Annotated in this window: 21 protein-coding genes and 1 tRNA gene; 13 read left to right on the forward strand and 9 right to left on the reverse strand. The window is 71.8% G+C overall.

Translation table 11 applies throughout. The annotated features are described in order from the left end of the window. Nucleotides 1-244: 244 nt before the first annotated feature. The 3 genes from coaE to rpsA all read right to left on the reverse strand — a co-directional run bounded on the left by coaE (nt 245) and on the right by rpsA (nt 3670). The gene (gene coaE, locus ACIQWR_RS27850) at nt 245-853 is read right to left on the reverse strand and encodes a dephospho-CoA kinase (RefSeq protein WP_404014858.1); all 609 of its coding nucleotides are present in this window, start codon (nt 851-853) and stop codon (nt 245-247) included. Between the two features lie 66 nt (nt 854-919). Then, nucleotides 920-1858, reverse strand: coding sequence for a PAC2 family protein (locus ACIQWR_RS27855; RefSeq protein WP_399259219.1), 939 nt, complete (start codon nt 1856-1858; stop codon nt 920-922). Nucleotides 1859-2146: 288 nt separating this feature from the next. After that, nucleotides 2147-3670, reverse strand: a complete 1524-nt coding sequence (rpsA, locus tag ACIQWR_RS27860) for a 30S ribosomal protein S1 (protein ID WP_404014861.1) — start codon at nt 3668-3670, stop codon at nt 2147-2149. 350 nt (nt 3671-4020) lie between these two features. On the opposite strand from rpsA, the gene ACIQWR_RS27865 reads away from it, so the two are divergent. Beyond that, the gene (locus ACIQWR_RS27865; RefSeq protein WP_404014863.1) at nt 4021-4872 is read left to right on the forward strand and encodes a class I SAM-dependent methyltransferase; all 852 of its coding nucleotides are present in this window, start codon (nt 4021-4023) and stop codon (nt 4870-4872) included. 3 nt (nt 4873-4875) lie between these two features. Further along, nucleotides 4876-7473 carry an ATP-dependent helicase HrpB gene (gene hrpB / locus ACIQWR_RS27870; RefSeq protein WP_404014866.1) on the forward strand — a complete coding sequence of 866 codons (2598 nt, stop codon included), beginning with the start codon at nt 4876-4878 and terminating at the stop codon, nt 7471-7473. Here hrpB and ACIQWR_RS27875 read toward each other — a convergent pair. The 3 genes from ACIQWR_RS27875 to ACIQWR_RS27885 form a co-directional block, all read right to left on the reverse strand. Next, a complete protein-coding gene (locus ACIQWR_RS27875) occupies nt 7470-8477 on the reverse strand; it encodes a DUF3068 domain-containing protein (RefSeq protein WP_404014869.1) in 1008 nt (335 codons plus the stop codon). The genes hrpB and ACIQWR_RS27875 overlap by 4 nt on opposite strands. 14 nt (nt 8478-8491) lie before the next feature. Further along, entirely contained in the window at nt 8492-8632 is a 141-nt protein-coding gene (locus ACIQWR_RS27880; RefSeq protein WP_385777984.1) for an SPW_0924 family protein, read from the reverse strand. Between the two features lie 79 nt (nt 8633-8711). Then, the gene (locus tag ACIQWR_RS27885) at nt 8712-10004 is read right to left on the reverse strand and encodes a lytic transglycosylase domain-containing protein (RefSeq protein WP_404014871.1); all 1293 of its coding nucleotides are present in this window, start codon (nt 10002-10004) and stop codon (nt 8712-8714) included. A gap of 182 nt (nt 10005-10186) precedes the next feature. Here ACIQWR_RS27885 and ACIQWR_RS27890 point away from each other — a divergent pair, with 182 nt between their 5' ends. Continuing rightward, the gene (locus tag ACIQWR_RS27890) at nt 10187-11122 is read left to right on the forward strand and encodes a DUF4184 family protein (protein WP_404014874.1); all 936 of its coding nucleotides are present in this window, start codon (nt 10187-10189) and stop codon (nt 11120-11122) included. A gap of 41 nt (nt 11123-11163) precedes the next feature. On the opposite strand, the gene polA is transcribed toward ACIQWR_RS27890, so the two are convergent. Continuing rightward, on the reverse strand, nt 11164-13884 hold the full coding sequence (gene polA, locus ACIQWR_RS27895; protein WP_404014877.1) for a DNA polymerase I: 2721 nt from the start codon (nt 13882-13884) through the stop codon (nt 11164-11166). A 294-nt stretch (nt 13885-14178) separates the two neighbouring features. Here polA and ACIQWR_RS27900 point away from each other — a divergent pair, with 294 nt between their 5' ends. The 8 genes from ACIQWR_RS27900 to ACIQWR_RS27935 all read left to right on the forward strand — a co-directional run bounded on the left by ACIQWR_RS27900 (nt 14179) and on the right by ACIQWR_RS27935 (nt 24261). Beyond that, a complete protein-coding gene (locus ACIQWR_RS27900) occupies nt 14179-16452 on the forward strand; it encodes an FdhF/YdeP family oxidoreductase (RefSeq protein ID WP_404014880.1) in 2274 nt (757 codons plus the stop codon). Nucleotides 16453-16575: 123 nt separating this feature from the next. Then, a complete protein-coding gene (locus tag ACIQWR_RS27905; RefSeq protein WP_404014883.1) occupies nt 16576-17052 on the forward strand; it encodes a PaaI family thioesterase in 477 nt (158 codons plus the stop codon). Nucleotides 17053-17091: 39 nt separating this feature from the next. After that, nucleotides 17092-17586, forward strand: coding sequence for a hypothetical protein (locus ACIQWR_RS27910; RefSeq protein WP_404014886.1), 495 nt, complete (start codon nt 17092-17094; stop codon nt 17584-17586). Between the two features lie 1001 nt (nt 17587-18587). After that, nucleotides 18588-19820: a branched-chain amino acid ABC transporter substrate-binding protein gene (locus tag ACIQWR_RS27915; RefSeq protein ID WP_385777971.1), complete on the forward strand. Its 1233-nt coding sequence runs from the start codon at nt 18588-18590 to the stop codon at nt 19818-19820. A gap of 92 nt (nt 19821-19912) precedes the next feature. Then, complete coding sequence (locus tag ACIQWR_RS27920; protein ID WP_354383325.1) at nt 19913-20842, forward strand: branched-chain amino acid ABC transporter permease; 930 nt, start codon at nt 19913-19915, stop codon at nt 20840-20842. Further along, nucleotides 20839-22659, forward strand: coding sequence for a branched-chain amino acid ABC transporter permease (locus tag ACIQWR_RS27925; protein WP_404014891.1), 1821 nt, complete (start codon nt 20839-20841; stop codon nt 22657-22659). The genes ACIQWR_RS27920 and ACIQWR_RS27925 overlap by 4 nt, the downstream gene beginning before the upstream one ends. A gap of 4 nt (nt 22660-22663) precedes the next feature. Continuing rightward, nucleotides 22664-23548, forward strand: a complete 885-nt coding sequence (locus ACIQWR_RS27930) for an ABC transporter ATP-binding protein (protein WP_354383323.1) — start codon at nt 22664-22666, stop codon at nt 23546-23548. After that, a complete protein-coding gene (locus ACIQWR_RS27935) occupies nt 23545-24261 on the forward strand; it encodes an ABC transporter ATP-binding protein (protein WP_354383322.1) in 717 nt (238 codons plus the stop codon). Before ACIQWR_RS27930 ends, ACIQWR_RS27935 begins: the two co-directional genes overlap by 4 nt. Nucleotides 24262-24378: 117 nt before the next feature. Here the strand turns inward: ACIQWR_RS27935 and ACIQWR_RS27940 are convergent, their stop codons facing one another. Beyond that, on the reverse strand, nt 24379-25068 hold the full coding sequence (locus ACIQWR_RS27940; protein ID WP_404014895.1) for an ANTAR domain-containing response regulator: 690 nt from the start codon (nt 25066-25068) through the stop codon (nt 24379-24381). Between the two features lie 74 nt (nt 25069-25142). Between ACIQWR_RS27940 and ACIQWR_RS27945 the strand changes: the two genes are divergently transcribed. After that, nucleotides 25143-25217, forward strand: a tRNA-Leu gene (locus ACIQWR_RS27945). Nucleotides 25218-25371: 154 nt separating this feature from the next. On the opposite strand, the gene ACIQWR_RS27950 is transcribed toward ACIQWR_RS27945, so the two are convergent. Then, the gene (locus ACIQWR_RS27950) at nt 25372-26040 is read right to left on the reverse strand and encodes a TetR/AcrR family transcriptional regulator (protein WP_404014897.1); all 669 of its coding nucleotides are present in this window, start codon (nt 26038-26040) and stop codon (nt 25372-25374) included. Between the two features lie 99 nt (nt 26041-26139). Between ACIQWR_RS27950 and ACIQWR_RS27955 the strand changes: the two genes are divergently transcribed. Then, complete coding sequence (locus tag ACIQWR_RS27955) at nt 26140-26490, forward strand: hypothetical protein (protein ID WP_404014899.1); 351 nt, start codon at nt 26140-26142, stop codon at nt 26488-26490. Nucleotides 26491-26505 lie beyond the last annotated feature (15 nt).

Consider the following 26505-nt stretch of genomic DNA (forward strand, 5'->3'; position numbering starts at 1 on the left):
TTCGGACGCGGACGCGGACGGTGGCGTGGTGTCGGACACGATGGGATTCCTTCCCTCTCCGGAGGCCTTCAACGCGCCACGGACCCAAGGTCGTTGCGCCACGGACCCGAGGCCGGTCGCGTCACGGGTCCAGGACCGTTTGCGTCACGGGCCCAAGGAAGCTGCACCGCGGGCCCGAAGGCGTCGCGCCACGGATCCGAGAGCGTTCGCCGGCGCCGCCCGGGACCGTCCCGCGCGCCGCCGTTCAGTCCCGGGGGGCGGCCGCGCGCGCGGTGAGTTCCTCCCACACCTTGCGCACCTGCGGCTCCAGCGCCGCCAGCGCCCCGTCGTTGTCGATGACCAGCGTCGCCACGGCCAACCGCTGCTCCCGGGTCGCCTGCGCCGCCATCCGGGCCCGCGCCTCGCCCTCGTCCATGCCGCGCAGTGCGGTCAGCCGGGCCAGCTGGGTCTCCGGCGCCGCGTCCACGACGACGACCAGGTCGTACAGCGGGGCCAGGCCGTTCTCGGTGAGGAGCGGTACGTCGTGCACGACGATCGCGTCGGGGCCCGCGGCCGCTTCCAACTCGGCCGAGCGCGCGCCCACCAACGGGTGCACGATCGCGTTCAGGGTGCCCAGGAGTTCCCGGTCGGCGAAGACGATCGAGCCGAGCTTCGGCCGGTCGAGGCTGCCGTCGGGAGCCAGTACGGACTCCCCGAAGGCCGCCACCACCGCCGCGAGCCCGGGCGAACCCGGTTCCACGACCTCTCGCGCGATCCGGTCGGCATCCACGATCACCGCCCCGTACCCCGCCAGCAGTCGTGAGACCGCGCTCTTGCCGGCACCGATTCCGCCCGTCAGGCCCACCTTCAGCATGGCCCGCAGCCTACTGCGGCGGCCTTGAGCCCCGAACGGGCCCTCCCCCTCGGCCCCCGCGCGCTCTCAGCCCTCGCCCTCGCGCTCCGCGAGGAAGCGCTCGAACTCGCGGCCGATCTCGTCCGCCGAGGGGATCTCGGCGGGCTCCGCGATCATGTTGCCCCGCGTCTCCGCTCCGGCCGCCGCGTCGAACTGGTGCTCAAGGCCCTGCACGAGGGCGACCAGCTCCTCGTCGCCCTCCCGGATCTGCCGGTCGATCTCCGTCTGGGTGCGGTGCGCCTCGGTGCGCAGCGCGTGCGCCACGCTCGGCAGCACCAGGCCGGTCGCGCCCGTGATCGCCTCCAGGGCGGTCAGCGCGGCGTCCGGGTACGAGGAGCGGGCGACGTAGTGCGGTACGTGCGCGGCGACGCCCAGGACGTCATGGCCGGCTTGTGCGAGCCGGAACTCCACCAGGGACTCGGCGCTGCCGGGCACCTGCGCCTCGTCGAAGGGGCTGCGGTGTCCGGGCATCAGGTCCGTGCGGTTGCCGTGCGGGGTGATGCCGACGGGGCGGGTGTGCGGGACGCCCATCGGGATGCCGTGGAAGTTCACCGAGAGGCGGACGCCGAGGCGCTCCACGATCTGCTCGACGGCCGCGGCGAAGCGCTCCCACTCCACGTCCGGCTCGGGGCCGGACAGCAGCAGGAACGGCGCGCCGGTGGCGTCCTGGACCAGTCGGACCTCCAGGGCGGGGGCGTCGAAGTCGCTCCAGTGGTCCCGTTGGAAGGTCAGGAGCGGGCGCCGGGCCCGGTAGTCCACGAGCCGGTCCGCGTCGAAGCGGGCCACCACCTGGTGGGGCAGGGCGTCGAGCAGCCGCTCGACGATCTGCTCGCCGGTCTCACCCGCGTCGATGTACCCCTCGAAGTGGTAGAGCATGACCAGCCCGGCGGACTCCTGGGCGAGCGCCAGGTCCACCACGGCCAGACCCTTCGCATCCCACTCGTACAGGCCTTGCGGATCAAGCACCGTCACCACTCCCCTTCGTCTCGTTCTCTGCCAAGAACGTTCAAGGAGGCGCTGCCATTCCCCAGTTGGCGGCCCATCGGGGAGAAACCGCCACCGTTCACCGGGGGGACACACAACGGAACCGTCGAGGGAGGCACAACGGAACCGTCGAAGGGCGCACGACGGGACCGTCGAGGGGCACACGACGGGACCCGCACACGCGAAGAGGCCCGCCCCCCGAAGGGGACGGGCCTCGTCGTTCTCAGCTCAGCTCAGCCGCGCGCCGGAGCGCGCCGCCGTGCGCTGCGATCAGCTCTGGCCGCCGGCCAGCTTCTCGCGCAGCGCGGCCAGGGCCTCGTCCGACGCCAGGGCGCCGGAGGTCTCGTCCGCACCCTCGGAGGAGTACGAACCGCCACCGGAGAGGCTCGCGCCGCCACCGGTGTTGCCACCGGCGGCCGGAGCGGCAGCGCCCTCGGCAGCAGCGGCCTCGTCGGCCTCGCGGCTCTTGATGACCTGCGCCTGGTGCTGCTCGAAGCGAACCTGCGCCTCGGCGTACTGGCGCTCCCACGTCTCGCGCTGGGAGTCGAAGCCCTCGAGCCAGTCGTTGGTCTCGGGGTCGAAGCCCTCGGGGTAGATGTAGTTGCCCTGGTCGTCGTACGAGGCAGCCATGCCGTACAGCGTCGGGTCGAACTCGACCGAGGCCGGGTCGGCACCGAAGGACTCGTTGGCCTGCTTCAGCGACAGCGAGATCCGGCGACGCTCAAGGTCGATGTCGATGACCTTGACGAAGATCTCGTCGTTGACCTGGACGACCTGCTCCGGGATCTCCACGTGGCGCTCGGCCAGCTCGGAGATGTGGACCAGACCCTCGATGCCCTCGTCCACGCGGACGAACGCACCGAACGGAACCAGCTTGGTGACCTTACCCGGGACGACCTGGCCGATCTGGTGCGTCCGGGCGAACTGCTGCCACGGGTCTTCCTGCGTCGCCTTGAGCGACAGGGAGACGCGCTCGCGGTCCATGTCGACGTCGAGGACCTCGACGGTGACTTCCTGGCCGACCTCGACAACCTCGGACGGGTGGTCGATGTGCTTCCAGGACAGCTCGGAGACGTGGACGAGACCGTCGACGCCACCCAGGTCCACGAAGGCACCGAAGTTGACGATCGAGGACACGACGCCGGAGCGGACCTGACCCTTCTGCAGGGTGGTGAGGAACGTCTGGCGAACCTCGGACTGGGTCTGCTCGAGCCACGCGCGGCGGGACAGGACCACGTTGTTGCGGTTCTTGTCCAGCTCGATGATCTTCGCCTCGAGCTCCTTGCCCACGTAGGGCTGGAGGTCGCGGACGCGACGCATCTCGACGAGAGAGGCCGGCAGGAAGCCACGGAGGCCGATGTCGAGGATGAGACCACCCTTGACGACCTCGATGACGGTACCGGTGACGATGCCGTCTTCTTCCTTGATCTTCTCGATCGTGCCCCAGGCGCGCTCGTACTGAGCGCGCTTCTTGGACAGGATCAGACGGCCTTCCTTGTCCTCCTTCTGGAGAACCAGGGCCTCGATCTCGTCGCCGACCTTGACGACGTCGTTCGGGTCGACGTCGTGCTTGATCGAGAGCTCGCGGCTGGGGATCACGCCTTCCGTCTTGTAACCGATGTCGAGGAGAACCTCGTCCCGGTCCACCTTGACGATGACGCCGTCGACAATGTCGCCGTCGTTGAAGTACTTGATCGTCTCGTCGATCGCCGCGAGGAACGCTTCCGCGTCGCCGATGTCGTTGACCGCTACCTGCGGAGGAGTGGTGGCGGTGGTCTCGGTGCTGCTCGTCATGTGGGAAAGGGCTCCGGTTACGGACAGAAAGTCGTAGGTACTGCTACGCCGGGAGCCCTTATCGCCATCTGCCTATGACCGGACAGCCAAGGAGGTCTCCGGAACGCTCCGAGGAGCGAAGAGGAGCCTCGAAAACCGAGGGGACTACAACAGAAGCGAGCGCAGCCTGCTAGGTCTGAGGAGCGCAGGCTCGCAGCGCAACTTGTAGCATACGGGGGCAGCCGGACAGGGTCAATGCGCGAAGGCGGACACCCGGGGCAGAACGCCACATGACCGGCACAATTCGTAGGCGGGGAGCCCGTGATGACCGGCTCCCTACCTCTTTTTCGAAGACTACGACGACGGGCCCCATGAACCAAGAGGACTACGACACCGAAGAAGCGTACGAAGCGGGAACGTCCGCCGGGGACGACGACGCCGAGGCCACGCGCCGTACCGCCGGGGAGGCGGAGAGCAGCCGGGCCAGCCGCGGCTGGTGGGACCGCAACGCCGACGAGTACCAGAGCGACCACGGCGCCTTCCTCGGGGACGACCGCTTCGTCTGGGGTCCCGAGGGCCTGGACGAGGCCGAGGCCGGCCTGCTCGGCCCCGCCTCGTCCCTGAAGGGGCTCGATGTCCTGGAGATCGGCGCGGGCGCCGCCCAGTGCTCGCGCTGGCTGGCCGCCCAGGGCGCCCGTCCGGTGGCCCTCGACCTCTCCCACCGCCAGCTCCAGCACGCCCTGCGGATCGGCGATGACGTCCCGCTGGTCGAGGCCGACGCCGGGAGGCTGCCCTTCCGCGACGGCTCCTTCGACCTCGCCTGCTCCGCCTACGGCGCGGTCCCCTTCGTGGCCGACCCGGTGAACGTGATGCGCGAGGTGCACCGCGTGCTGCGCCCCGGCGGCCGGTGGGTCTTCTCCGTCACCCACCCCATCCGGTGGGCCTTCCCCGACGAGCCCGGGCCCGAGGGACTCTCCGTCGCCGCCTCCTACTTCGACCGGACCCCGTACGTCGAGCAGGACGAGCAGGGCAACGCCGTATACGTGGAGCACCACCGCACCCTCGGCGACCGGGTCCGGGACGTGGTCGCGGGCGGTTTCCGCCTCGTCGACCTCGTCGAGCCCGAGTGGCCCGCCTGGAACGGCCAGGAGTGGGGCGGCTGGTCCCCGCTGCGCGGGAACCTGATCCCGGGCACCGCGATCTTCGTCTGCGAGCGCGGCTGACCCATGGCGTCCGTCCCCCGTACCTCCGCCCTGGAATCCCTCCCGGTCGGCGCGGCCGTGCCCGCGCTGGTCGCGGCGCTCGACGCGCACGGCACGGCGGTGCTGTGCGCGCCGCCCGGGACCGGCAAGACCACGCTGGTCCCGCTGGTCCTGGCCGGCCTGGTGGGCGCCGGCCCCGCGCGCAAGGTGATCGTCGCCGAGCCCCGGCGGATCGCGGCCCGGGCGGCGGCGCGCCGGATGGCCTGGCTGCTGGGCGAGCGGGTCGGGGACTCGGTCGGCTTCACGGTGCGCGGCGAGCGGGTCGTGGGCCCGGGCACCCGGGTCGAGGTGGTGACCACCGGGGTCCTGCTCCAGCGCCTCCAGCGGGACCAGGAGCTGGCCGGGACGGACGTGGTGGTCCTGGACGAGTGCCACGAGCGGCACCTGGACGCCGATACCGTCGCGGCCTTCCTCCTCGACGTACGGGCGACCCTGCGCCCGGAGCTGCGGCTGCTCGCGGCCTCCGCGACCACCGACGCGGCCGGGTGGGCCCGGCTGCTGGGGGACGCGCCGGTGGTGGAGGCCGCCGGGGTCGCGCACCCGGTCGATGTGGTGTGGGTCCCGCCGGTACGTCCGGTGCGCCCGCCGCACGGCATGCGCGTCGACCCCGCCCTGCTGACCCACGTCGCGGCGGTGGTGCGGCGGGCGCTGGCCGAGCGGGCGGGGGACGTGCTGTGCTTCCTGCCCGGGGTCGGCGAGATCTCCCGGGTCGCGGGGCAGCTGGGCGCGGTGGACGCCGAGGTGCTCCAGGTGCACGGACGGGCTCCGGCCGCGGTCCAGGACGCCGTGCTCGCGGGCGGTGACGGGCGGCGCCGGGTGATCCTGGCGACCGCGGTGGCGGAGTCCAGCCTGACCGTGCCGGGGGTGCGGATCGTGGTGGACGCGGGGCTCGCCCGTGAGCCGCGGGTGGACCACGCGCGGGGCCTGGGCACGCTGGCGACCGTACGGGCGTCCCGCGCCTCGGCGCGCCAGCGGGCGGGGCGGGCCGGGCGCGAGGCGCCGGGGGCGGTGTACCGCTGCTGGGCCGAGGCGGAGGACGGGCGGCTCCCCGCCTTCCCCTCCCCCGAGATCCGGATCGCCGATCTGGCCCAGTTCGCGCTCCAGGTCGCCTGCTGGGGCGACCCGGACGCGTCCGGGCTGGCGCTGCTGGACCCGCCGCCGGCCGGTGCGATGGCGGCGGCCCGGGAGGTACTGGCGGCCGTGGACGCGGTGGACCGGGCCGGGCGGGTGGGTCCGCGGGGCCACGCGATGGCCCGCCTCGGCCTGCACCCGCGCCTCGCCCGCGCCCTGCTGGACGGCGCGGCCGACGTCGGCGTGCGGCGGGCCGCGGAGGTGGTGGCCCTGCTGAGCGAGGAACCGCCGCGGGAGTACGGCGACGACCTGGCCGCCGCGTGGCGCCGGGCCCGCCGGGGCGGCGACGGCTACGCCCCCCGCTGGCGCACCGAATCCCAGCGCCTGACCCGAGCCCTGAATTCGACCGGGCACGAGCTGGCCGCGACGGCACAGGCGCCACCACATCAAGCCCCGCCGGCGATTGAGGCGCGGCCGGAGCAGGCTCCGCCGGGGGCCGGCGGGGACGATGTCGTCGCCGGGCTGATCGTCGCGCTCGCCTTCCCGGAGCGCGTCGCCCAGCGCAAGGCCGAGGGGGCCTACCTCATGGCCAACGGCACCGGCGCCGACCTGAACGAGGGCTCCCCGCTGCGCAACGCCCCCTGGCTGGCCGTGGCCGTCGCCGACCGCACGCCCCACTCCCCCTCCGCCAGGATCCGCCTCGCCGCCCTCCTGGACGAGGACACCGCCCGGGCGGCCGCGGCCCATCTGCTGTCCGCCGACGCCGAGGAGGTCGGCTGGGAGAACGGCGACGTCAGCGCCCGCCGCGTGCACCGCCTCGGCGCGATCGAGCTGACCGTGCGCCCGCTGCGCGACCCCGCCCCGGACCGGGTCCGGGCCGCCCTGCTGGACGGGCTCCGCACCGACGGCCTCGGCCTGCTGCGCTGGTCCGCCGACGCGCGGACCCTGCGGGCCCGTCTCGCGTTCCTGCACCGCACCCTCGGCGCCCCCTGGCCGGACGTCGCGCGCGACGACGTGCTCCTGGCGCGGGCGGACGACTGGCTGGAGCCCGAGCTCTCGCGCGCCCGGCGCCGCAGCGACCTCGGTCGGATCGAGGCGGGCCAGGCGCTGAACCGGCTGCTGCCCTGGGCCACCGGACAGGCCTCCCGCCTGGACGAGCTGGCCCCGGAGCGGATCGAGGTCCCCAGCGGTTCCCGGATCCGGGTGGACTACGGCGACGGCGACGGCCAGCCCGTCCTGGCGGTCAAGCTCCAGGAACTGTTCGGGCTGGCGCGCACGCCGCTGGTCGCGGGGGTCCCCGTACTCGTCCACCTGCTGTCGCCCGCCGGACGCCCGGCGGCGGTCACGGCCGACCTGGCGTCCTTCTGGCAGGACGGCTACCGCGCCGTGCGCGCCGAGCTGCGCGGCCGCTACCCGCGCCACCCCTGGCCCGAGGACCCGGCGTCCGCCGAACCCACCCGCCACACGAACAACCGGCTACGGCGCTCCTAAACCGCCGCCGGCACCGGGGCCGCCGTCGGCTCGGGGTCGTCGCCCGTCCCGCGCCGACGGCGCCCGCGCGCCTCCAGCCACAGCGCGAGCCCGCACAGGCCGAGGCCCACGATCAGCAGCCCCGCCGGCCCGTAGGTGTGCAGCGCGAGGACCTTGGTGCGGTTCGACTTGACCAGGTCGACGGTGTAGTCGAGGTAGTCGGGCCGGATCTTCACGTCGCCGGCGAAGGCGGTGAGCTTGCCGTCGGGCCGCGCGGCCGCGATCCCGCCGCGCATCTCCTGCTGGATGCTCTGCTCGGCGTTGACGGGCGCCCCGGTCACCGGGTCGACCCAGAACTTCATGGTGGCCGAGTACCAGAGCGACGTCCCGGTCTGCTCCTCGATCTTCGTCGGGTCGATGCCGGGGATCGGCATCTTCTTCGGCATGGGGACCTTGGTCCAGGGGACCGTCATCTCGAAGTAGTAGACGTCCAGGCCGCGGAAGCTGCGCGGGCCGACGTAGTGGATCGGCGAGGAGGTGCGCGTCTGGGCGTCGAAGTACAGGTAGTCGCGCGGCTCGGTGAAGAACGGCCACTTGAACTCGATGCCCTCGCGCTTGACCGGGTCCCCGTCGACCATCTCGCCGGTGGCGTGCACCGGGTCCTGGGTGTGCGCGTCGAAGATGTAGCGCTCGGGGATCTGGGAGACCATCTTGCCGTCGGGCCCCGCGATGTAGGTCAGGGTGTCCCAGACGACGACGTCCTTGCCCGCGCTCGCCTCGATCTCCTTGGACGCCTCGACGTTGCCCTTGAGGGTCTGGATGATCGTGACCTTGTCGACCTTCTTGGGCTCCATGCCGTTGTTGTAGTCGAGCAGCGTCGCGTTCTTCGCCTCCAGGACCATCTCCTGGTACTGGCTCGGCGGGATCTTGGCGAGGCGGGGGTACGCGTACCAGCGCAGCAGGGGTGCGAGGGCGGTGCAGAACACGGCTAGGGCAAGCAGGACGAGGCTCGCTCTGCGTCGCATGGCCGGGCCTCCTCTTACTTTCCGGGGGCGGAGGGGATCGTGGTGAGCAGGGGCTTGGGCGAGGTCGTGCCGTCCGGGACCCCGATCGCCGTGATGGTGAGGACGAGGGCCAGCGCGGCGGCCAGCCCGATGGCGGCGGCGACGAGTGCGCGCATGCCGGGGCCTCCGAGATCTGATGTGCCGTCAGGTCTGGCGCACCGTAGCAACGCGCGGGCGAGATGAGAACCGTCAGGTCTACGGGCTTTCCGTGCCCGCCGCCGGCCCGCTCGGGGAGGCCTTGGGCGACGCCTTGGCCGAGGTCGTGGGCGACGGGCTCGCGGCGGGCGCGGAGGGCGTCGCGGACGCGATCGGGCTGGCGCTCGGGCTCGGCTTCGGGCCGGCGGAGGTGCTGGGCGACGGCGTCGGGGTCGTCGGCGTGGGACTCGGCGTGGGGGTCGGGGTCGGCGTGGGCGTGGGCGTGGGGGTCGGCTTCGGGCTCGGCGTCGGGGTCGGCGTAGGAGTAGGAGTAGGAGTAGGAGTCGGGCTGGGCTTCGGAGTCGGGGTCGGGGTCGGCGTCGGCTTCGTGGACGGCTGTGTCACAGGGCCCGGGCCCGGGCCCGGGCCCGTACCAGGACCCGTACCCGTGCCGGCGCCCCCGGTCCCGTCCGGCACCTCGTGCGCGCCCTTCAGGTAGTACGCGTACCAGGACCGCACCGTCGTCAGGTACTCCGTCGAGTAGTTGTAGGAGAGGACCGCCCGGTCCAGGTCCGCGCCCACCCGCAGGTCCCGCGTGCCGGCGCACAGGTAGCGGCCGGCCGCGAGGGCCGCGTCGTGCACGTTGTTCGGGTCCCGCCGTCCGTCGCCGTTCGCGTCCTGGCCCCAGGACGCCCAGGTGGAGGGGATGAACTGCATCGGCCCCACGGCGCGGTCGTGGGCCGCGTCGCCGTCGTACGCCCCGCCGTCCGTGTCCGGGATGTTCGCGAAGCCGTTGCCGTCGAGCACGGGCCCCAGGATGGGCCGCAGCGTCGTGCCCGCGGAGTCCACCTGCCCGCCGCGCGCCTGCCCGGACTCGACCTTGCCTATCGCCGCGAGCAGTTGCCACCGCAGCCCGCACCCCGGATCGCTCGCCGCGATCTTCTGCTCCGCGCCCCGGTACGCCGCCAGCACGCTCGCCGGTATCCCCTGCGCGCCCTCCGCCGGGCCCGTGGCCACCGCTTCCCCCGCGGCCGGGGCCGCCGGGGTGGGGGCGGGTCCGGGAGTGTCCGCCGCCGGCACCACGGCGGGCGGCTCGGGGCTGGCCAGGGGCGGGAGTTCGGTGAAGTAGGCGGAGTCGCCGCCGGCCTCGTTGCCCGGAGCCGGGGCGGCGGCGGGCCGTTCGGCGCGCGCGCCGCCCCCGGCGTCGGCGAGCACGAGCGCGCCCGGCGCCTGCGAACCAGTCACGGCCCCCGCCACCAGGGCCGACACCACGACCGCCAGACCGCCCCTGAGCCACCCGTGGCCGAAACGAACCGTGGACCGGGCTGAACGCACCTTCGACCGAACCGGCATGGGCCGACCCCTCCCCCTCGACGTCCGCGAGACGGTACGTCAACTCGCTTCACACTGCATCAACCTGGCTACGGAATTCACCACTTCCGCACGTCTTGCGCAGGTCACGCATACTGTCCCGACCGTTCGGGGTGCATTGGACCGAAGTAAATAAAGACCGACGAGGACCAACGAGAGGCGTCATGCCGTTCACACTCAGCCACGCGGCCGCCGTCCTTCCGGCGATCCGCCGGACCGGCCGCGCGCGGGGGCCACTGGTCGCCTCCGCCCTGGTACTGGGCTCGTTCGCGCCCGACACCTTCTACTTCGCGGACGCCGTCGTCCAAGGGGTGATGGTCCACGGCGACTTCGCGCATTCGGCGGCGGGCGTGCTCACCCTCGACGCCGCCCTGACCGCGGCCCTCGTCGGCTGCTGGCTGCTGCTGCGCGAGCCCCTGGTCGCGCTGCTCCCCCGGCGGACCCGCGGCCGGGTGCACGCGCTGGTCCGCGGTGAGGACTGGCGCGGGGGCCGACTGCCGGTGCTGGCCCTGCGGTTCTACCTCTCCGCGGTGCTCGGCTCGCTCACGCACGTCGTGTGGGACAGCTTCACGCACATGGACCGCTGGGGCATGCGGATGCTGCCCGACCTCGGTCGCCCGCTCGCCTTCGGGCTGCCCCTCTACACCTGGCTGCAGTACGGCAGTTCGGCACTGGCCGCCGTCGCGCTCAGCTGGTTCGTGGTGAGCGCGCTGCGCCGGCTGCCGCGGTCCGCCGCGCCCGAGTGCGTACCGGTCCTGGGGCGGGCGGACCGCTGGGCGGCCGTCGCGCTGGCCGTGGTCTGCGTGGGCGTCGTGGTGTGGCTGCGGGTCGCGCGCTTCTTCACGTACTTCGACCGGATCCGCAGCCCGCTCGACATCGTCCCGACCGTCTGCTTCGGCGCCGGCGGCGGGCTCGCCGTGGCGCTCCTGCTGTACGGGGTCCTGGTGCGCCTGCGCCACCGCGGCGGCCGGCACCGCGAGGACGACCGGAACCGCGACGGCGACCCGGACCTCGACGGTCCGGACCGCGACGGTCCGGACCGCGATGACCGGCGGGCCCGGGACGCCGGGGAAACGCGTACGCCCACCCCCAGCCGGTAGCGGGGACGGGCGTACGTACGGGGCCTCGGCGTCAGCCGGCGTCAGTGCGCGGCGGACTCCCAGTCCCCGCCCACGCCCACGGACACGTCCAGCGGGGCCCGCAGGTCGACGGCGGCGGCCATCTCGCGGCGCACCAGCTCCTCGACGGCCGCGCGCTCGCCGGGGGCGATCTCCAGCACGATTTCGTCGTGCACCTGGAGCAGCATCCGCGAGGTGAGGCCGGCCTCGGTGAGCGCCCGGTCCACGCGCAGCATCGCGACCTTGACGATGTCGGCGGCGGTGCCCTGGATGGGGGCGTTCAGTGCCATCCGCTCGGCGGCCTCGCGGCGCTGGCGGTTGTCGCTGTTGAGGTCGGGGAGGTAGCGGCGGCGGCCCAGGACCGTCTCCGTGTACCCGGTGGCACGGGCCTCCTCGACCACGCGCTGGAGGTAGTCCCGCACCCCGCCGAACCTCTCGAAGAAGGTATCCATCAGGCCGCGCGCCTCGGCGGGCTCGATGTTCAGCTGCTGGGCGAGGCCGAAGGCGGAGAGCCCGTAGGCCAGGCCGTAGGACATCGCCTTGATCTTGCGGCGCATCTCGGCGTCGACGGCGGACCGCTCCACGCCGAAGACCTGGGAGGCCACGGTGGTGTGCAGGTCCTCGCCGGTCGCGAAGGCCTCGATCAGGCCCTCGTCCTCGGAGAGGTGCGCCATGACGCGCAGCTCGATCTGGCTGTAGTCGGCCGTCATCAGCGATTCGAAGCCCTCGCCGACGACGAAGCCGCGCCGGATGGCCCGGCCCTCGTCGGTGCGCACCGGCACGTTCTGCAGGTTCGGGTCGGTGGAGGACAGGCGACCGGTCGCCGCGACGGTCTGGCTGAAGCTGGTGTGCACCCGGCCGTCGGCGGCGATGCACTTGACCAGGCCCTCGACGGTGACCCGCAGCTTGGCCTGCTCGCGGTGGCGCAGCATGATCACGGGCAGTTCGTGCTCGGTCTGGGTGGCCAGCCAGGCCAGCGCGTCCGCGTCGGTGGTGTAGCCGGTCTTGGTCTTCTTCGTCTTGGGCAGGTCCAGCTCGCCGAAGAACACTTCCTGGAGCTGCTTGGGCGAGCCGAGGTTGAACTCGTGGCCCACCGCGGCGTGCGCTTCCTTGACGGCCTGCTGCACCGCGCCGGCGAACTGCTGCTCCATCGCTTCGAGGTGCTCGCGGTCGGCGGCGATGCCGTACCGCTCCATCCGGGCGAGCAGCTCGGAGGTGGGCAGCTCCATGTCGTGGAGCAGCTCGGTGGCGCCGACCTCGGCGAGTCGGCCCGTGAAGGCCCCGCCCAGGTCGAGGACCGCGCGGGCCTGTGCCATCAGGGCTTCGGCCTCGGCGGTGTCGTCGGCGCCGAAGGCGAGCTGGCCGTCGGCCGCGGCGGGGGCCAGCTCCCGGTGCAGGTACTCCTGGGACAGCACGTCCAGGTCGAAGGACCGGCGGCCCGGCTTGACCAGGTAGGCGGCGAGCGCGGTGTCCATGGTGACGCCCGCCAGGCTCCAGCCGTGCTCGGGGAAGACCCGCATGAGGGCCTTGGCGTTGTGCACCACCTTGGGGCGGGCCGCGTCCGCGGCCCAGGCGACGAAGGCGCGCTCGTCGGCCTCGTCCAGCGCGGACGGCTCGAACCAGGCCGCGGGGCCGTCGGCGGCGGCCAGCGCCACCTCGGTGATCCGGCCCGCGCCCAGCGTCCAGCTGTCGACGGTCGCGAGGCCCAGCGCGGCTCCCGCGCGGCCCTCCAGCCAGGGGGCCAGCTCGCCCGCGCCCAGCACCGAGGCGTCGAGCTCGACACCGGCCGCCGGGGCGGGGGCCTCTTCCTCGGCCGCGCCCGGGTCGACCGCGAGCAGCCGCTCGCGCAGCGAGGCGTTGCGGATCTCCAGCACGTCCAGCACGCCGGTCATGGCGGTGCGGTCGTACGGCGCGCGCGCCAGGTCGGCGGGGGTCTTGGGGAGCTCGACGTCGCGCACCATCTCGGTGAGGACCCGGTTCAGCTTGACCGCGTCCAGGTGGTCGCGGAAGTTCTGCCCGGCCTTGCCCTTGACCTCGTCGGCGCGCTCGACCAGCTCGGCGAAGGAACCGAACTGGTTGATCCACTTGGCGGCGGTCTTCTCGCCGACGCCCGGGATGCCGGGCAGGTTGTCGGACGGGTCGCCGCGCAGCGCCGCGAAGTCGGGGTACTGCTGCGGGGTGAGGCCGTACTTCTCCTCCACCTTCTCGGGCGTGAAGCGGGTCAGCTCCGAGACGCCCTTGGTGGGGTAGAGGACGGTGGTGCGCTCGGAGACCAGCTGGAAGGAGTCCCGGTCGCCGGTGACGATCAGCACGTCGAAGCCGAGGGCCTCGGCCTGGGTCGCGAGGGTGGCGATCACGTCGTCGGCCTCGAAGCCGTCGACCGCGAAGCGCGGCACGCTCATCGTGTCGAGCAGCTCGCCGATCAGCTCGACCTGCCCCTTGAACTCGTCGGGGGTCTTGGAGCGGTTCGCCTTGTACTCGGGGAACTCCGTCGAGCGCCAGGTCTTGCGCGAGACGTCGAAGGCCACGGCGAAGTGCGTGGGCGCCTCGTCGCGCAGCGTGTTCGCCAGCATCGACGCGAAGCCGTAGACGGCGTTCGTCGGCTGGCCGCCGGCGGTCGTGAAGTTCTCCGCGGGCAGCGCGAAGAACGCCCGGTAGGCCAGGGAGTGCCCGTCCATGAGCATCAGGCGGGGGCGGTCCGCTGCGGGCGGCTGGTCGGTCTTCTTCGCTGCTGAATCTGCCACGCCCCGATCCTAGGCGGCTCCGCTGACAATTCCGGCGCCGCCCGTCACCCGGGCAGCGGACCCGCGGCCGGGCGCGACCCCGGTACGGGGCGCACCCGCCGCCTCACGCGGCGCACGCGTCCCCCCGGCCGCCCCCGGCCGCCCCCATCGCAACCGTGCCCGGCCGCCCCCGACGCACCCGTGCCCGGCTTCGCGCACCCCGGACCGCCCTCCCGGTGTCCCGGGGACCGTGAAAGGATCGTATGTGCGGCAACACGTGCTGCACTCGTACACGCGCTCGAAGTGGAGCCGACCATGGCGACCAAGCCGCCCTCAGGTGACCCCGTCCAGGACGCGCCGCAGGTCGCGCCCCCGAAGCACGCCGCGGCGGGCCTGCCCGCCATCGGGCACACCCTGCGGATGGCCCAGCAGCAGATGGGCGTCGCGCGGACCGCGCGGACCCTGCTCAAGGTCAACCAGAAGGGCGGCTTCGACTGCCCCGGCTGCGCCTGGCCCGAGGGCGACAAGCGGCACACCGCCGAGTTCTGCGAGAACGGCGCCAAGGCCGTGGCCGAGGAGGCCACCCTGCGCCGGGTCACCCCGGAGTTCTTCGCCGCCCACCCGCTGGCCGACCTGGCGCAGCGCAGCGGCTACTGGCTCGGCCAGCAGGGGCGGATCACGCAGCCGATGCTGCTCCCCGAGGGCGGCGACCGGTACGAGCCGGTCAGCTGGGAGCGGGCCTTCGAGATCATCGCGCAGGAGCTGACCGCGCTCGACTCCCCCGACGAGGCGCTCTTCTACACCTCGGGCCGCACCAGCAACGAGGCGGCGTTCCTCTTCCAGCTCTTCGCGCGCGAGTTCGGCACGAACAACCTGCCGGACTGTTCCAACATGTGCCACGAGTCCTCGGGCTCCGCGTTGACGGAGACGATCGGCATCGGCAAGGGCAGCGTCTCGCTCGAAGACCTGCACCGGGCCGACCTGATCATCGTCGCCGGACAGAACCCGGGCACGAACCACCCGCGCATGCTGTCCGCGCTGGAGAAGGCCAAGTCCGCCGGGGCGAAGATCATCTCGGTGAACCCGCTGCCCGAGGCCGGGATGGAGCGGTTCAAGAACCCGCAGACCCCGGTCGGCATGCTCAAGGGCACCGCCCTCAACGACCTCTTCCTGCAGATCCGCATCGGCGGCGACCAGGCCCTCTTCCGGCTGCTCAACAAGCTGGTCCTGGAGACGCGGGGCGCGACCGACGAGGCCTTCATCCGGGAGCACACCCACGGCTACGAGGACTTCGCCGCGGCCGCCAAGGACACCGACTGGGCGGACACCCTCACCGCGACCGGCCTCGCCCGCCCCGAGATAGAGCGCGCCCTGGCCATGATCCTGGCCTCGGAGCGGACCATCGTCTGCTGGGCCATGGGCCTCACCCAGCACAAGCACTCCGTCGCCACCATCCGCGAGGTCGTCAACCTCCTCCTGCTGCGCGGCAACATCGGCCGCCCCGGCGCCGGGGTCTGCCCCGTGCGCGGCCACTCGAACGTGCAGGGCGACCGCACCATGGGGATCTTCGAGCGCCCCGCGCCCGCCTTCCTCGACGCCCTCGACGCGGAATTCGGCATCACCTCGCCGCGCTCGCACGGCTACGACGTGGTCCGCTCCATCCAGGCGCTGCGCGACGGCAAGGCCAAGGTCCTCTTCGCCATGGGCGGGAACTTCGTCGGTGCCACACCCGACACCGAGGTCACCGAGGCCGCGATCCGCCGCGCCGCCCTCACCGTCCACGTGTCGACGAAGCTCAACCGCTCGCACGCGGTCACCGGGCGGCGGGCCCTGATCCTGCCCACCCTGGGACGTACGGACAAGGACGTCCAGGCGGGCGGCAAGCAGTTCGTGACCGTCGAGGACTCGATGGGCATGGTCCACTCCTCGCGCGGCAACCTCGCCCCGGCCGGCCCCCAGCTGCTCTCCGAGCCCGCCATCGTCGCCCGGCTCGCCCGCGCGGTCCTCGGCGCCGCCTCCCGCACCCCGTGGGAGGAGTTCGAGAAGGACTACGCCACCATCCGCGACCGCATCGCGCGCGTGGTCCCCGGCTTCGCGGACTTCAACGCCCGCGTCGCGGCCCCCGGCGGCTTCCAGCTGCCGCACGCCCCCCGCGACGAGCGGCGCTTCCCCACGAAGACGGGCAAGGCGAACTTCACCGCGGCCCCGGTGGAGTACCCCCGGGTCCCCGCGGGCCGGCTGCTGCTCCAGACCCTGCGCAGCCACGACCAGTACAACACCACGATCTACGGCCTCGACGACCGCTACCGCGGCATCACCGGCGGCCGTCGCGTGGTCATGGTCAACCCCGAGGACGCCGCCGAACTCGGGCTCGCCGACGGCGCCTACACCGACATCGTGAGCGAGTGGCGCGACGGGGTGGAGCGGCGCGCGCCCGGCTTCCGCGTGGTGCACTACCCGACGGCGCGCGGCTGCGCCGCCGCGTACTACCCGGAGACCAACGTGCTGGTCCCCCTCGATTCGACCGCGGACACCAGCAACACCCCGGCCAGCAAGTCCGTCGTCGTGCGCTTCGAACCGGCGCGGTGAGCGGTCCGGCGGACGGGTCCGGCGGACGGGTCGGGTGAACCGGCCCGGAGGGCGCTCGGGGGACCTGATAGAACGGCCCTTCGGACAAGACGGTTAACGAACGTTGACGAACGGAGCAGGCCCATGGGCGAGCAGCACGCCGTGAAGTTCCCGCAGGAGGTCCTGGACGAGTACACGGCGCTGGGCATCGACCTGCCCTCGCTGTTCTCCGCCGGGCACCTCGGCGAGCGCATGGACATCCGCGTCCTGGAGGCCTCGGCCGACAGGGTCGTGGGCACCATGCCCGTCGAGGGCAACACCCAGCCGTACGGGCTGCTGCACGGCGGCGCCTCCGCGGTGCTCGCCGAGACCCTCGGGTCCGTCGGCGCGATGATGCACGGCGGCATCAACAAGGTCGCGGTCGGCGTGGACCTCAACTGCACCCACCACCGCGGCGCCCGGTCCGGCCTGGTCACCGGCACCGCGACCCCGGTGCACAAGGGGCGTTCCACCACCACCTTCGAGATCGTCATCACCGACGACCAGGACCGCCGGATCTGCACGGCCCGCCTCACCTGCCTGCTGCGCGACGTCGAGGCGCAACACCCCCGTAACGACTGACCAGTTGCCCTCACCGCGGCGCCGGTCTAGCGTTCCCGCATGGGATCCGGACCGGCGCCGCGCGGCGCCTTGGCAGCCTGCGCCGCGACGCTCCTCGCCGCCGCGCTCACGGGCTGCTCCGGGCCCGACCGGGACGCGGGCCACGACACCGCCCCGGAACGCGCCTCAGGACCCGCCGCCGGTACGCCGCCACCCGCGACCGGCGCCGCCCCCGCACCGCGGCCCACCCCGCCCGAGGACCTCTGCACCGCGCTGATCACGCACTGGGCCGGCGTCGCCCTCGACGGGGACGGCGCGGGGGGCGACCCCGTCGGCCTCGACTACCAGTCCATGGGCCTGTCCGGCGACCAGTACGAGATCCTGCGGGCCGTGCTCGCCGACGCCCGCGCCGAACGCCGGGCCGAGGCCCCCGAAGGCACCGCCGCCGCCGACGCGGCCGCCCGGCGGCTCGCCGCCCGCGGGGCCCGCGAGCGCTGCGCCGCGCACCACCGCTCCGCGGCGACCGCGACGGCGACCGGCGGTCCCTGGGGATGAGCGGCATCGGCCCGGTCGAACCGGGCGAGGGCACCGCGGGCCGGGAGCCCGACGACCTCACGGACGGGCCCGACGGGGGCCTCCCCGCCGCTGGAGCCGCCACCGGAGCCGCCGACGGACCCGCCGGCGCCCCCCGCGCCCTCCTGGGCCGCGCCCGCGACCGCTACGCCCGACACCGCCCCGCGGTGGCGGCGCTGGCCCTGCTGGTCGCCCTCGGCCTCGGCGGGGGCTACCTCTACGCCGTGCGACCCCGGCCGCCCGCGCCCGTACCGGCTCCGCCGCCGGCCGCACCCTCGCAGACCCTGGCGCTGACCTACGGGGAGCCGGAACCGCTGGAAACGACCCCGGCGGGCACTGCCCTCAGGTTCACTGTGCGTGCACGAACCTCCGCCGGACCGGCGGTGACGATCGAGCGGATCGGCCAGCCGTCGCGGGCACTGACGGTGACCGTGCGACCACCCTCACCCGTCATCGTGGCTGCCGGAGAAGTCCGTGAGGTTGTTGTGGAGATTCACGTGGCGGACTGTGTGCATGTTGCACGGAATGCGGGGCTCCCATTTCTGGAAGTAACCCTGAGTAATGGATTCCAGAAAGAGGATCACAGTTACATCCTCGGTGACCGATATGCCAGGGATCTTTCCACCGCTCTGACCAGGGCCTGTCCCGTAGGCCGAGATGTGGACCCCACGCCCGCGTCATGACCAAAACCCTTGAGCAGCCTGGCCTGTAAGGACTTAAACCACCCGACAGTCCTGCCGTATCTCACCATGCGGACAAGACGAACCGGCCGGAATTCCCCCGTTCCACCCCCAGAGATCCGCTATGTATTACGCCGTGGCATAACAAGAGAGTCACATCATTGGCCTGAGCCCTCCATATCGTCCGGTGGGCGGCTTAGAGTCACGGCCAGTTACCGCGACCGCCGGATGCCATTCAGTTCGGTTCCCCGCGTTCGACTCGGCGCGTCCCAGGGGGGACGCGGCGCCAGGAAAGGACTGATCGTGCGTCATCGTTCGCTCATCGCCGTGACGGCCGCCCTCGCCGCGGGCGCTCTCACTCTCACCGCCTGTGGCTCCCGCGACAACAAGTCGGACACCTCCGGCGGCGGCGACGTCACGGTCACCATCGGCGTGGACGCGCCGCTGACCGGTGACCTGTCCGCCCTGGGTCTCGGCATCAAGAACTCGGTCGACCTCGCGGTCAAGACCGCCAACGAGAAGAAGTACGTCAAGGGCGTCACCTTCAAGATCCAGGCGCTCGACGACCAGGCCCAGCCGTCCTCCGGACAGCAGAACGCCACCAAGCTCGTCGCCGACAAGGACGTCCTCGGCGTCGTCGGCCCGCTGAACTCCTCGGTGTCCGAGTCGATGCAGAAGGTCTTCGACGACGCCAAGCTCGCCCAGATCTCCCCGGCCAACACCAGCCCGTCCCTCACGCAGGGTCCGAACTGGGCCACCGGCCAGAAGGTCCGCACCTACAAGAGCTACTTCCGCACCGCCACCACGGACGCCATCCAGGGCCCGTTCGCGGCGCAGTACCTCTTCAACAAGGGGGGCAAGAAGAAGGTCTTCCTGATCGACGACAAGAAGACCTACGGCGCCGGTCTGGCCGCCACCTTCAAGGGCGAGTTCACCAAGCTCGGCGGCGCCGTCGCCGGCGAGGGCCACATCGACCCGGAGTCCAAGGACTTCTCGGCGATCGTGACGCAGGTCAAGAACTCCGGCGCCGACGTCGTCTACTACGGTGGCGAGTACCCGGCCGCCGGCCCGCTCAGCAAGCAGATCAAGGCCGCGGGCGCCAACATCCCGCTCATCGGTGGCGACGGCATCTTCGACAAGAAGTTCGTCGACCTGGCCGGCCCCGCCGCCGCGGGTGACATGGCCACCTCGGTCGGTGCGCCCGTCGAGACCCTGCCGTCCGCCACGGAGTTCATCGCGAACTACAAGAAGGCCGGCTTCAAGGACCCGTACGCGGCCTACGGCGGCTACTCGTACGACTCCGCCTGGGCGATCATCGAGGCCGTCAAGAAGACGGTCGACGCCAACAACGGCAAGCTCCCCGAGGGTGCCCGCGCCAAGGTGCTCGAAGCCGTTCAGGGCGTCTCCTTCGACGGTGTGACCGGCAAGGTCTCCTTCGACGAGTTCGGTGACGCCACCAACAAGCAGCTGACCGTCTACAAGGTCGACGGACCGGACTTCAAGGCCGTCGAGTCGGGCACCTACCCCGCCAAGTAATTCGGCCCGTACCACCTCACTCCTGCCGCGCGGGGCGCGCACCAAGCGCCCCGCGCGGTGTCACATCCGTCGAAAGACTCGGAGGACCTGCGGTGCACGAACTGCCGCAACAGCTGGTCAACGGCCTGCTACTGGGATCCATGTACGGGCTCGTCGCCATCGGCTACACGATGGTTTATGGCATTGTCCAGCTCATCAACTTCGCGCACGGCGAGATCTTCATGACCGGAGGCTTCGGCGCCTTCACGGTCTGGTCGATCCTCCCCTCGGGCACCACCATGTGGATCGCGCTGCCCCTCATGCTCATAGGCGCTGTCATCGTGGCGACCCTCTTCGCCGTCGGAGCCGAACGCTTCGCCTACCGCCCCCTGCGGAACGCTCCCCGCCTGGCCCCGCTCATCACCGCCATCGGCCTCTCGCTCGCCCTCCAGCAGGCGGTCTGGGCCTGGTACCCGGACGCGAAGTCCTCCATCGTCTTCCCCGAGATCTCCGGCGGACCCTTCAACATCGGCAACGTCACCATCCAGACCGGTGACGTGTTCCTGCTGATCGCCGCTCCGATCTCGATGGCCTTCCTCGGCTACTTCGTCCTCAAGACCCGCACCGGACGCGGTATGCAGGCCACCGCGCAGGACCCGGACACCGCCAAGCTCATGGGCATCAACACCGACCGCATCATCACGGTCGCGTTCGCCCTCGGCGCCGTGTTCGCCGCCGTCGGAGCCGTCGCGTACGGCCTCAAGTACGGCGAGATCAACTACAAGATGGGCTTCCTGCTCGGCCTCAAGGCCTTCACCGCGGCCGTCCTCGGTGGCATCGGCAACATCTACGGCGCGATGATCGGCGGCCTCGTCCTCGGCCTCGCCGAGACCATGGCCACGGCCTACATCGCCGACATCCCCGGCTTCCACCAGCTGGGCGGTCAGACCTGGGGCAACACCTGGGCGTTCGTACTCCTCATCCTCGTGCTGCTCTTCCGGCCCCAGGGCCTGCTGGGGCAGCGCGTGGCGGACAGGGCGTGACAACCATGACGACCAACACCGCGGACATCCCGCAGACCGCCGCTGCCCGGGGCTTCGTTCCCCTCCCCGAGAAGACCGGCCGCGCCCTCGCCACCGTCGGCGGCGCGCTCACCGCCCTCTCCGCCTTCCTCTCCTGGACCTGGACCGCCGCGTTCCCCGGGGACCTCACCTTCTACGGCTCCCCCGCGGGCCTGCAGTGGCTGGTCCTCGTCGGCGGCCTGATGACCGCCCTCTTCGGCCTCGCGTCGTACGGGGTCAAGGGCCTGGGCTGGCTCGCCCCGGCCGGTGCCGACGCGGCGATCAAGCTCTCCGCCCTCGCCGCCTTCGCCACCGCCTGGTACACGGTCATCGCGATCATCAGCAAGCTCGGCCACCTCGTGGACCTGGAGCCCGGCGGCTTCTTCCTCGCGGTCGTCAGCCTGCTCGCCCTGGTGGGCGCCCTGGCGCTGCCCTTCGAGCGGGCGGTCCCCGAGACCCCCGACCCCGAGGACAGCGGCTGGGACAACTTCAAGCTGGACAGCCGCAACCAGTGGGCCAACGTCAAGGCCGCCTTCGCCAACGGGCCGGTCCGTCCGGCCAAGGTGCTGCCCGCCTACCTGGAGATCCTGCTCATCGCGGGGCTCCTGGGCGTCGCCCTCGGCGTCTTCACCTTCGGCATCGGCACCCCGTACCAGGAACTCTTCATCGGCTTCCTGATCACCGCGAGCTTCGGTTTCGGCGCGCTCAACAAGGCCGGCCTCATCGCCCGCTTCTCGGCGATCACCGGTCGGCACCGCAACGTCGCCCTCATCGGGGCGTTCGTCGCCGCCGCGGCCTTCCCCTTCACGCAGACCGACGACCAGTACGCGACCCTCGGCGTCAACATCCTCATCTTCGCCACCGTCGCCCTGGGCCTGAACATCGTCGTCGGCCTCACCGGCCTCCTCGACCTCGGTTACGTCGCCTTCCTCGGTGTCGGCGCCTACACCGCGGCCCTGGTCTCCGGTTCGCCCAACTCGCCCTTCGGCGTGCACCTGCCCTTCTGGGCCGCGCTCCTCATCGGCGCCGCCGCCTCGATGGTCTTCGGCGTGCTGATCGGCGCCCCGACCCTGCGGCTGCGCGGCGACTACCTCGCCATCGTGACGCTCGGCTTCGGTGAGATCTTCCGGATCTCGATGAACAACCTCGACGGCATCTCCGGCCCGGACGTCACCAACGGTCCCAACGGCATCTCCTCGATCCCGAACGTGGACCTCTTCGGCTTCGACTTCGGCGCCGAACACACCATCGCCGGATTCACCATCGGCCGCTTCGCGAACTACTTCCTGCTGATGCTGGTCATCACCCTCGTCGTGGTGATGGTCTTCCGCCGCAGCTCGGAGTCCCGCATCGGTCGCGCCTGGGTCGCCATCCGCGAGGACGAGACCGCCGCCGAGGCCATGGGCATCAACGGCTTCCGCGTCAAGCTCATCGCCTTCGCCCTCGGCGCCACCCTGGCCGGTCTGGCCGGTGCCGTTCAGGCCCACGTCCAGTACACCGTGACGCCCGAGCAGTACGTCTTCGCCAACACGGTCCCGCCGAACTCCGCGTTCCTGCTCGCCGCCGTGGTCCTGGGCGGCATGGGAACGATCGCCGGTCCCCTCATCGGTGGCTCGCTGCTCTTCCTGCTGCCCAACAAGCTCCAGTTCATGGGCGACAAGCAGCTGCTCATCTTCGGGCTCGCGCTCATCGTCCTGATGCGCCTGCGCCCCGAAGGCATCATCCCCAACCGGCGCAACCAGCTCGAACTCCACGAGGACATGGAAGCGCCCACGGTCCTCGGCAAGGCAGGGGTCTGAACCCATGACGACCACCACCACCGACGCCCCCGCCGCCAGCACGGCGGAGACCGTCCTGGACGCGCGCGGCGTCACGATGCGCTTCGGCGGCCTCACGGCCGTCCGGAACGTCGACCTCACCGTCAAGAGCGGCGAGATCGTCGGCCTCATCGGCCCCAACGGCGCCGGCAAGACCACCTTCTTCAACTGCCTCACCGGCCTCTACATCCCCACCGAGGGTGAGGTCCGGTACAAGGGCACGGTCCTGCCGCCCAAGTCGTACAAGGTCACCGCGGCCGGTATCGCCCGTACCTTCCAGAACATCCGTCTCTTCAACAACATGACGGTGTTGGAGAACGTACTGGTCGGCCGGCACACCCGGACCAAGCAGGGACTGTGGTCCTCGCTGCTGCGACTGCCCGGCTTCCACCGCGAGGAGGCCGCCAGCCGCGAGAAGGCCCTCGAACTCCTGGAGTTCATCGGTCTGGCCCACAAGGCCGAGCACCTCGCGCGCAACCTGCCCTACGGCGAGCAGCGCAAGCTGGAGATCGCCCGCGCCCTCGCGAGCGACCCCGGGCTGATCCTGCTCGACGAGCCCACCGCGGGCATGAACCCGCAGGAGACCCGGGCGACCGAAGAGCTGATCTTCGCCATCCGGGACCAGGGCATCGCCGTTCTCGTCATCGAGCACGACATGCGCTTCATCTTCAACCTCTGCGACCGCGTCGCCTGCCTCGTGCAGGGCGAGAAGCTCATCGAGGGCACCGCGGCCGAGGTCCAGGGCGACGAGCGCGTCGTCGCCGCCTACCTGGGCGAGCCCTTCGAAGGCGCCCCCGGCGCCGAGGAAGTCGCCGAGGTCGAGGCCGCCGAGGCGCACAGCACCACCAGCACGGACGGAGAAGCCAAGTGACCGCACTCCTCGAGGTCGAGGACCTCCGGGTCGCCTACGGCAAGATCGAAGCCGTCAAGGGCATCTCGTTCAGCGTCGAGGCCGGCCAGATCGTCACCCTCATCGGCACCAACGGTGCGGGCAAGACGACCACCCTGCGGACCTTGTCGGGCCTGATCAAGCCGCGCGGCGGCCAGATCCGCTTCAACGGCAAGTCGCTGAAGAAGACCCCCGCGCACGACATCGTCGCGCTCGGGCTCGCCCACTCCCCCGAGGGGCGGCACATCTTCCCGCGCATGACGATCGAGGACAACCTCCTCCTCGGCGCCTTCCTGAGCAAGGACAAGGAAGGCATCCAGAAGGACGTCCAGCGCGCCTACGAGCTGTTCCCCATCCTGGGCGAGCGGCGCAAGCAGGCCGCGGGCACCCTCTCGGGCGGCGAGCAGCAGATGCTGGCGATGGGTCGCGCGCTCATGTGCCGGCCGAAGCTGCTGATGCTGGACGAGCCGTCCATGGGCCTCTCGCCGATCATGATGCAGAAGATCATGGCGACCATCGCCGAGCTCAAGGCGGCGGGCACCACGATCCTGCTGGTCGAGCAGAACGCGCAGGCCGCGCTCTCGCTCGCCGACCAGGGCCACGTCATGGAGATCGGCAAGATCGTCCTGTCGGGTCCGGGCCGCGAGCTGCTCGTCAACGAGGACGTCCGCAAGGCGTACCTCGGCGAGGACTGATCCGACCGACCTGACATACAACGCAGCCGGCCCGCCCCGAATCTTCGGGGCGGGCCGGCTGTGTGGAGGGGGTGCGGGGCCGACCCGTGGCCGGCCCGCCGTCTCTTCCTCGACCGCTCAGTCCTTGGCCGCCGCCGCGGCGTTCTTCTTCTCCTCGGCGTCCTCGATGACCGCCTCGGCGACCTGCTGCATCGACATGCGGCGGTCCATGGAGGTCTTCTGGATCCAGCGGAAGGCGGCGGGCTCGCTCAGGCCGTACTGCGTCTGCAGGATGCTCTTGGCCCGGTCCACGAGCTTGCGGGTCTCCAGCCGGAGCGAGAGGTCGGCGACCTCCTTCTCCAGGGCGCGCAGCTCGGCGAAGCGGGACACGGCCATCTCGATGGCGGGGACCACGTCGCTCTTGGAGAACGGCTTGACCAGGTACGCCATGGCCCCCGCGTCCCGGGCCCGCTCGACGAGGTCGCGCTGCGAGAAGGCGGTCAGCATCAGGACCGGGGCGATCGACTCCTCGGCGATCATCTCCGCGGCGGAGATCCCGTCCAGGACGGGCATCTTCACGTCCAGGATGACGAGGTCGGGCCGGTGCTCGCGGGCCAGTTCCACGGCGCGCTGACCGTCCCCGGCCTCGCCGACGACGGCGTAGCCCTCCTCCTCCAGCATCTCTTTCAGGTCGAGCCGGATGAGCGCCTCGTCCTCGGCGATGACGACGCGGGTCGTCAGCGGCGGGACATGCGACTGGTCGGCGTCGACGGGTGTGGGCGACGACTCGTGCTCGGCGGTCACGGAGGGCTCCTCGTTGCGGGGCATAACAGCTCCCCTGAGCCTACCTAGCTCCTGTAAGGTGGTCTCGCGCAGGGTTCGTTGAGTCCTTCGTTTCGTAGGCCCCAGTACTCCAACTGGTCAGAGAGGCCGCTCTCAAACAGCGGACAGTGTGGGTTCGAATCCCACCTGGGGCACTTTCCTTACATTCCATGGTCGCGCGACTTCGCGGCCATTAGCTCACACGAGCGAATTCGGCCGCACTGTCGGTCACTCTGGGCTGTCCACCCGCCCGCCTCCCGGTGCACGGCAGCCTCGTGCGCATCATTTCCCTTCCGCGCCCCCCGCGCTTCACTTGCCACCCTCGCTCGTCTCCCTCCTCTTGCTCCCCACGAGTCCGTGGAGGACCGCGGCCGCGTGGGGAGCGCCTTCGGCGCGGGCCGGCGGGGCGCCCATGACGAGGAGTCGGTACCAGAAGGGGCCGAGGACGAGGTCGGCGGCGCGCTCGCCATCGGTCGCCGCGGGGACCTCCTCGCGCGCGATGGCGCGGGCGAGGAGGGCCAGGACCACCTCGCGCCGATCCCGGGCCCAGGCCCGGAAGGGGGCGGCGGAGCCGGGGTCGAGCTGGGCCTCGGCCGCGAGGCCGGTGAGCGCGCGGGCGCGGACGGGGTCGGCCGCCGCTTCGTAGAGGGCGGCGAGGAACGCGGTGAGGTCACCCGCGAGGGAACCCGTGTCGGGCTCCGGAGCGGGGGCGGGGGCCTGGGCTGGGGCTGAGCCGGGGTCAGGGGCGGGGTCAGGGGCGGGGGCGTGGAACGAGGCGTCCATGACGAGTTCCGGCTTGGTCTTCCACCAGCGGTAGACCGTGCTCTTGGCGACGTTGGCCCGCTTGGCGACGCCCTCGATGGTGAGGGCTCCGTAGCCGTTCTCGACGAGGAGGGCGGCGGTGGCCTCTAGGACGGATCGGTGGGCTTCCTCGTTGCGGAGGCGGCCACCGGTGCGGGGGGTGGAGTTGGTTGACACGGCTTCACGATAGCCGCTACCGTTTATCGAAACGCTGCGTAGCGTTTCGATAGGGGTCGAGAGCAGCGATTCGGACAGGATCCAGACGGGGGCGGAGTCATGAACACAGGCGTGATCGCTCAGGAGCATTGGTACGAGGCCACGGGCGAGGAATTCGCCGTGGCCGGCCGGGAGATGCGCATCCCCAACTTCCCGGCGGCCGATGCGTGGCTGGGGAGCGCGGAGGCGGCGGCGCAGCCGCGGGGGCGGCGGGACCTGCGGGACCTGCGGGACCTGCGGGGGTGCCCTGAGCGGGCCACGGTGGCCGAGAGGGCGTGCGCGGGGATGGCGCCGGGGGCCGCTGGGGGCGGGCCGGGGCGCGTGACGCCCGCGCCGTTCTTCTCGGCGGGGCGGCGGGAGGACCGGAGCCTGAGAGCCGCGGCCGGGGCCCTCCCCCGCATACGGGACTGACGTCAGCGCCGGCTG

This window comes from Streptomyces sp. NPDC098789 (genome assembly GCF_044759975.1).
In the GTDB taxonomy this organism is placed as follows: Bacteria; Actinomycetota; Actinomycetes; order Streptomycetales; family Streptomycetaceae; genus Streptomyces.

Coding starts and splice junctions, on each gene's coding strand:
- coaE (WP_404014858.1), bottom strand. CDS start 853: ATGCTGAAGGTGGGCCTGACGGGCGGAATCGGTGCCGGCAAGAGCGCG.
- rpsA (WP_404014861.1), bottom strand. CDS start 3,670: ATGACGAGCAGCACCGAGACCACCGCCACCACTCCTCCGCAGGTAGCG.
- ACIQWR_RS27865 (WP_404014863.1), top strand. CDS start 4,021: ATGAACCAAGAGGACTACGACACCGAAGAAGCGTACGAAGCGGGAACG.
- hrpB (WP_404014866.1), top strand. CDS start 4,876: ATGGCGTCCGTCCCCCGTACCTCCGCCCTGGAATCCCTCCCGGTCGGC.
- ACIQWR_RS27875 (WP_404014869.1), bottom strand. CDS start 8,477: ATGCGACGCAGAGCGAGCCTCGTCCTGCTTGCCCTAGCCGTGTTCTGC.
- ACIQWR_RS27880 (WP_385777984.1), bottom strand. CDS start 8,632: ATGCGCGCACTCGTCGCCGCCGCCATCGGGCTGGCCGCCGCGCTGGCC.
- ACIQWR_RS27885 (WP_404014871.1), bottom strand. CDS start 10,004: ATGCCGGTTCGGTCGAAGGTGCGTTCAGCCCGGTCCACGGTTCGTTTC.
- ACIQWR_RS27890 (WP_404014874.1), top strand. CDS start 10,187: ATGCCGTTCACACTCAGCCACGCGGCCGCCGTCCTTCCGGCGATCCGC.
- ACIQWR_RS27900 (WP_404014880.1), top strand. CDS start 14,179: ATGGCGACCAAGCCGCCCTCAGGTGACCCCGTCCAGGACGCGCCGCAG.
- ACIQWR_RS27905 (WP_404014883.1), top strand. CDS start 16,576: ATGGGCGAGCAGCACGCCGTGAAGTTCCCGCAGGAGGTCCTGGACGAG.
- ACIQWR_RS27910 (WP_404014886.1), top strand. CDS start 17,092: ATGGGATCCGGACCGGCGCCGCGCGGCGCCTTGGCAGCCTGCGCCGCG.
- ACIQWR_RS27930 (WP_354383323.1), top strand. CDS start 22,664: ATGACGACCACCACCACCGACGCCCCCGCCGCCAGCACGGCGGAGACC.
- ACIQWR_RS27940 (WP_404014895.1), bottom strand. CDS start 25,068: ATGCCCCGCAACGAGGAGCCCTCCGTGACCGCCGAGCACGAGTCGTCG.
- ACIQWR_RS27955 (WP_404014899.1), top strand. CDS start 26,140: ATGAACACAGGCGTGATCGCTCAGGAGCATTGGTACGAGGCCACGGGC.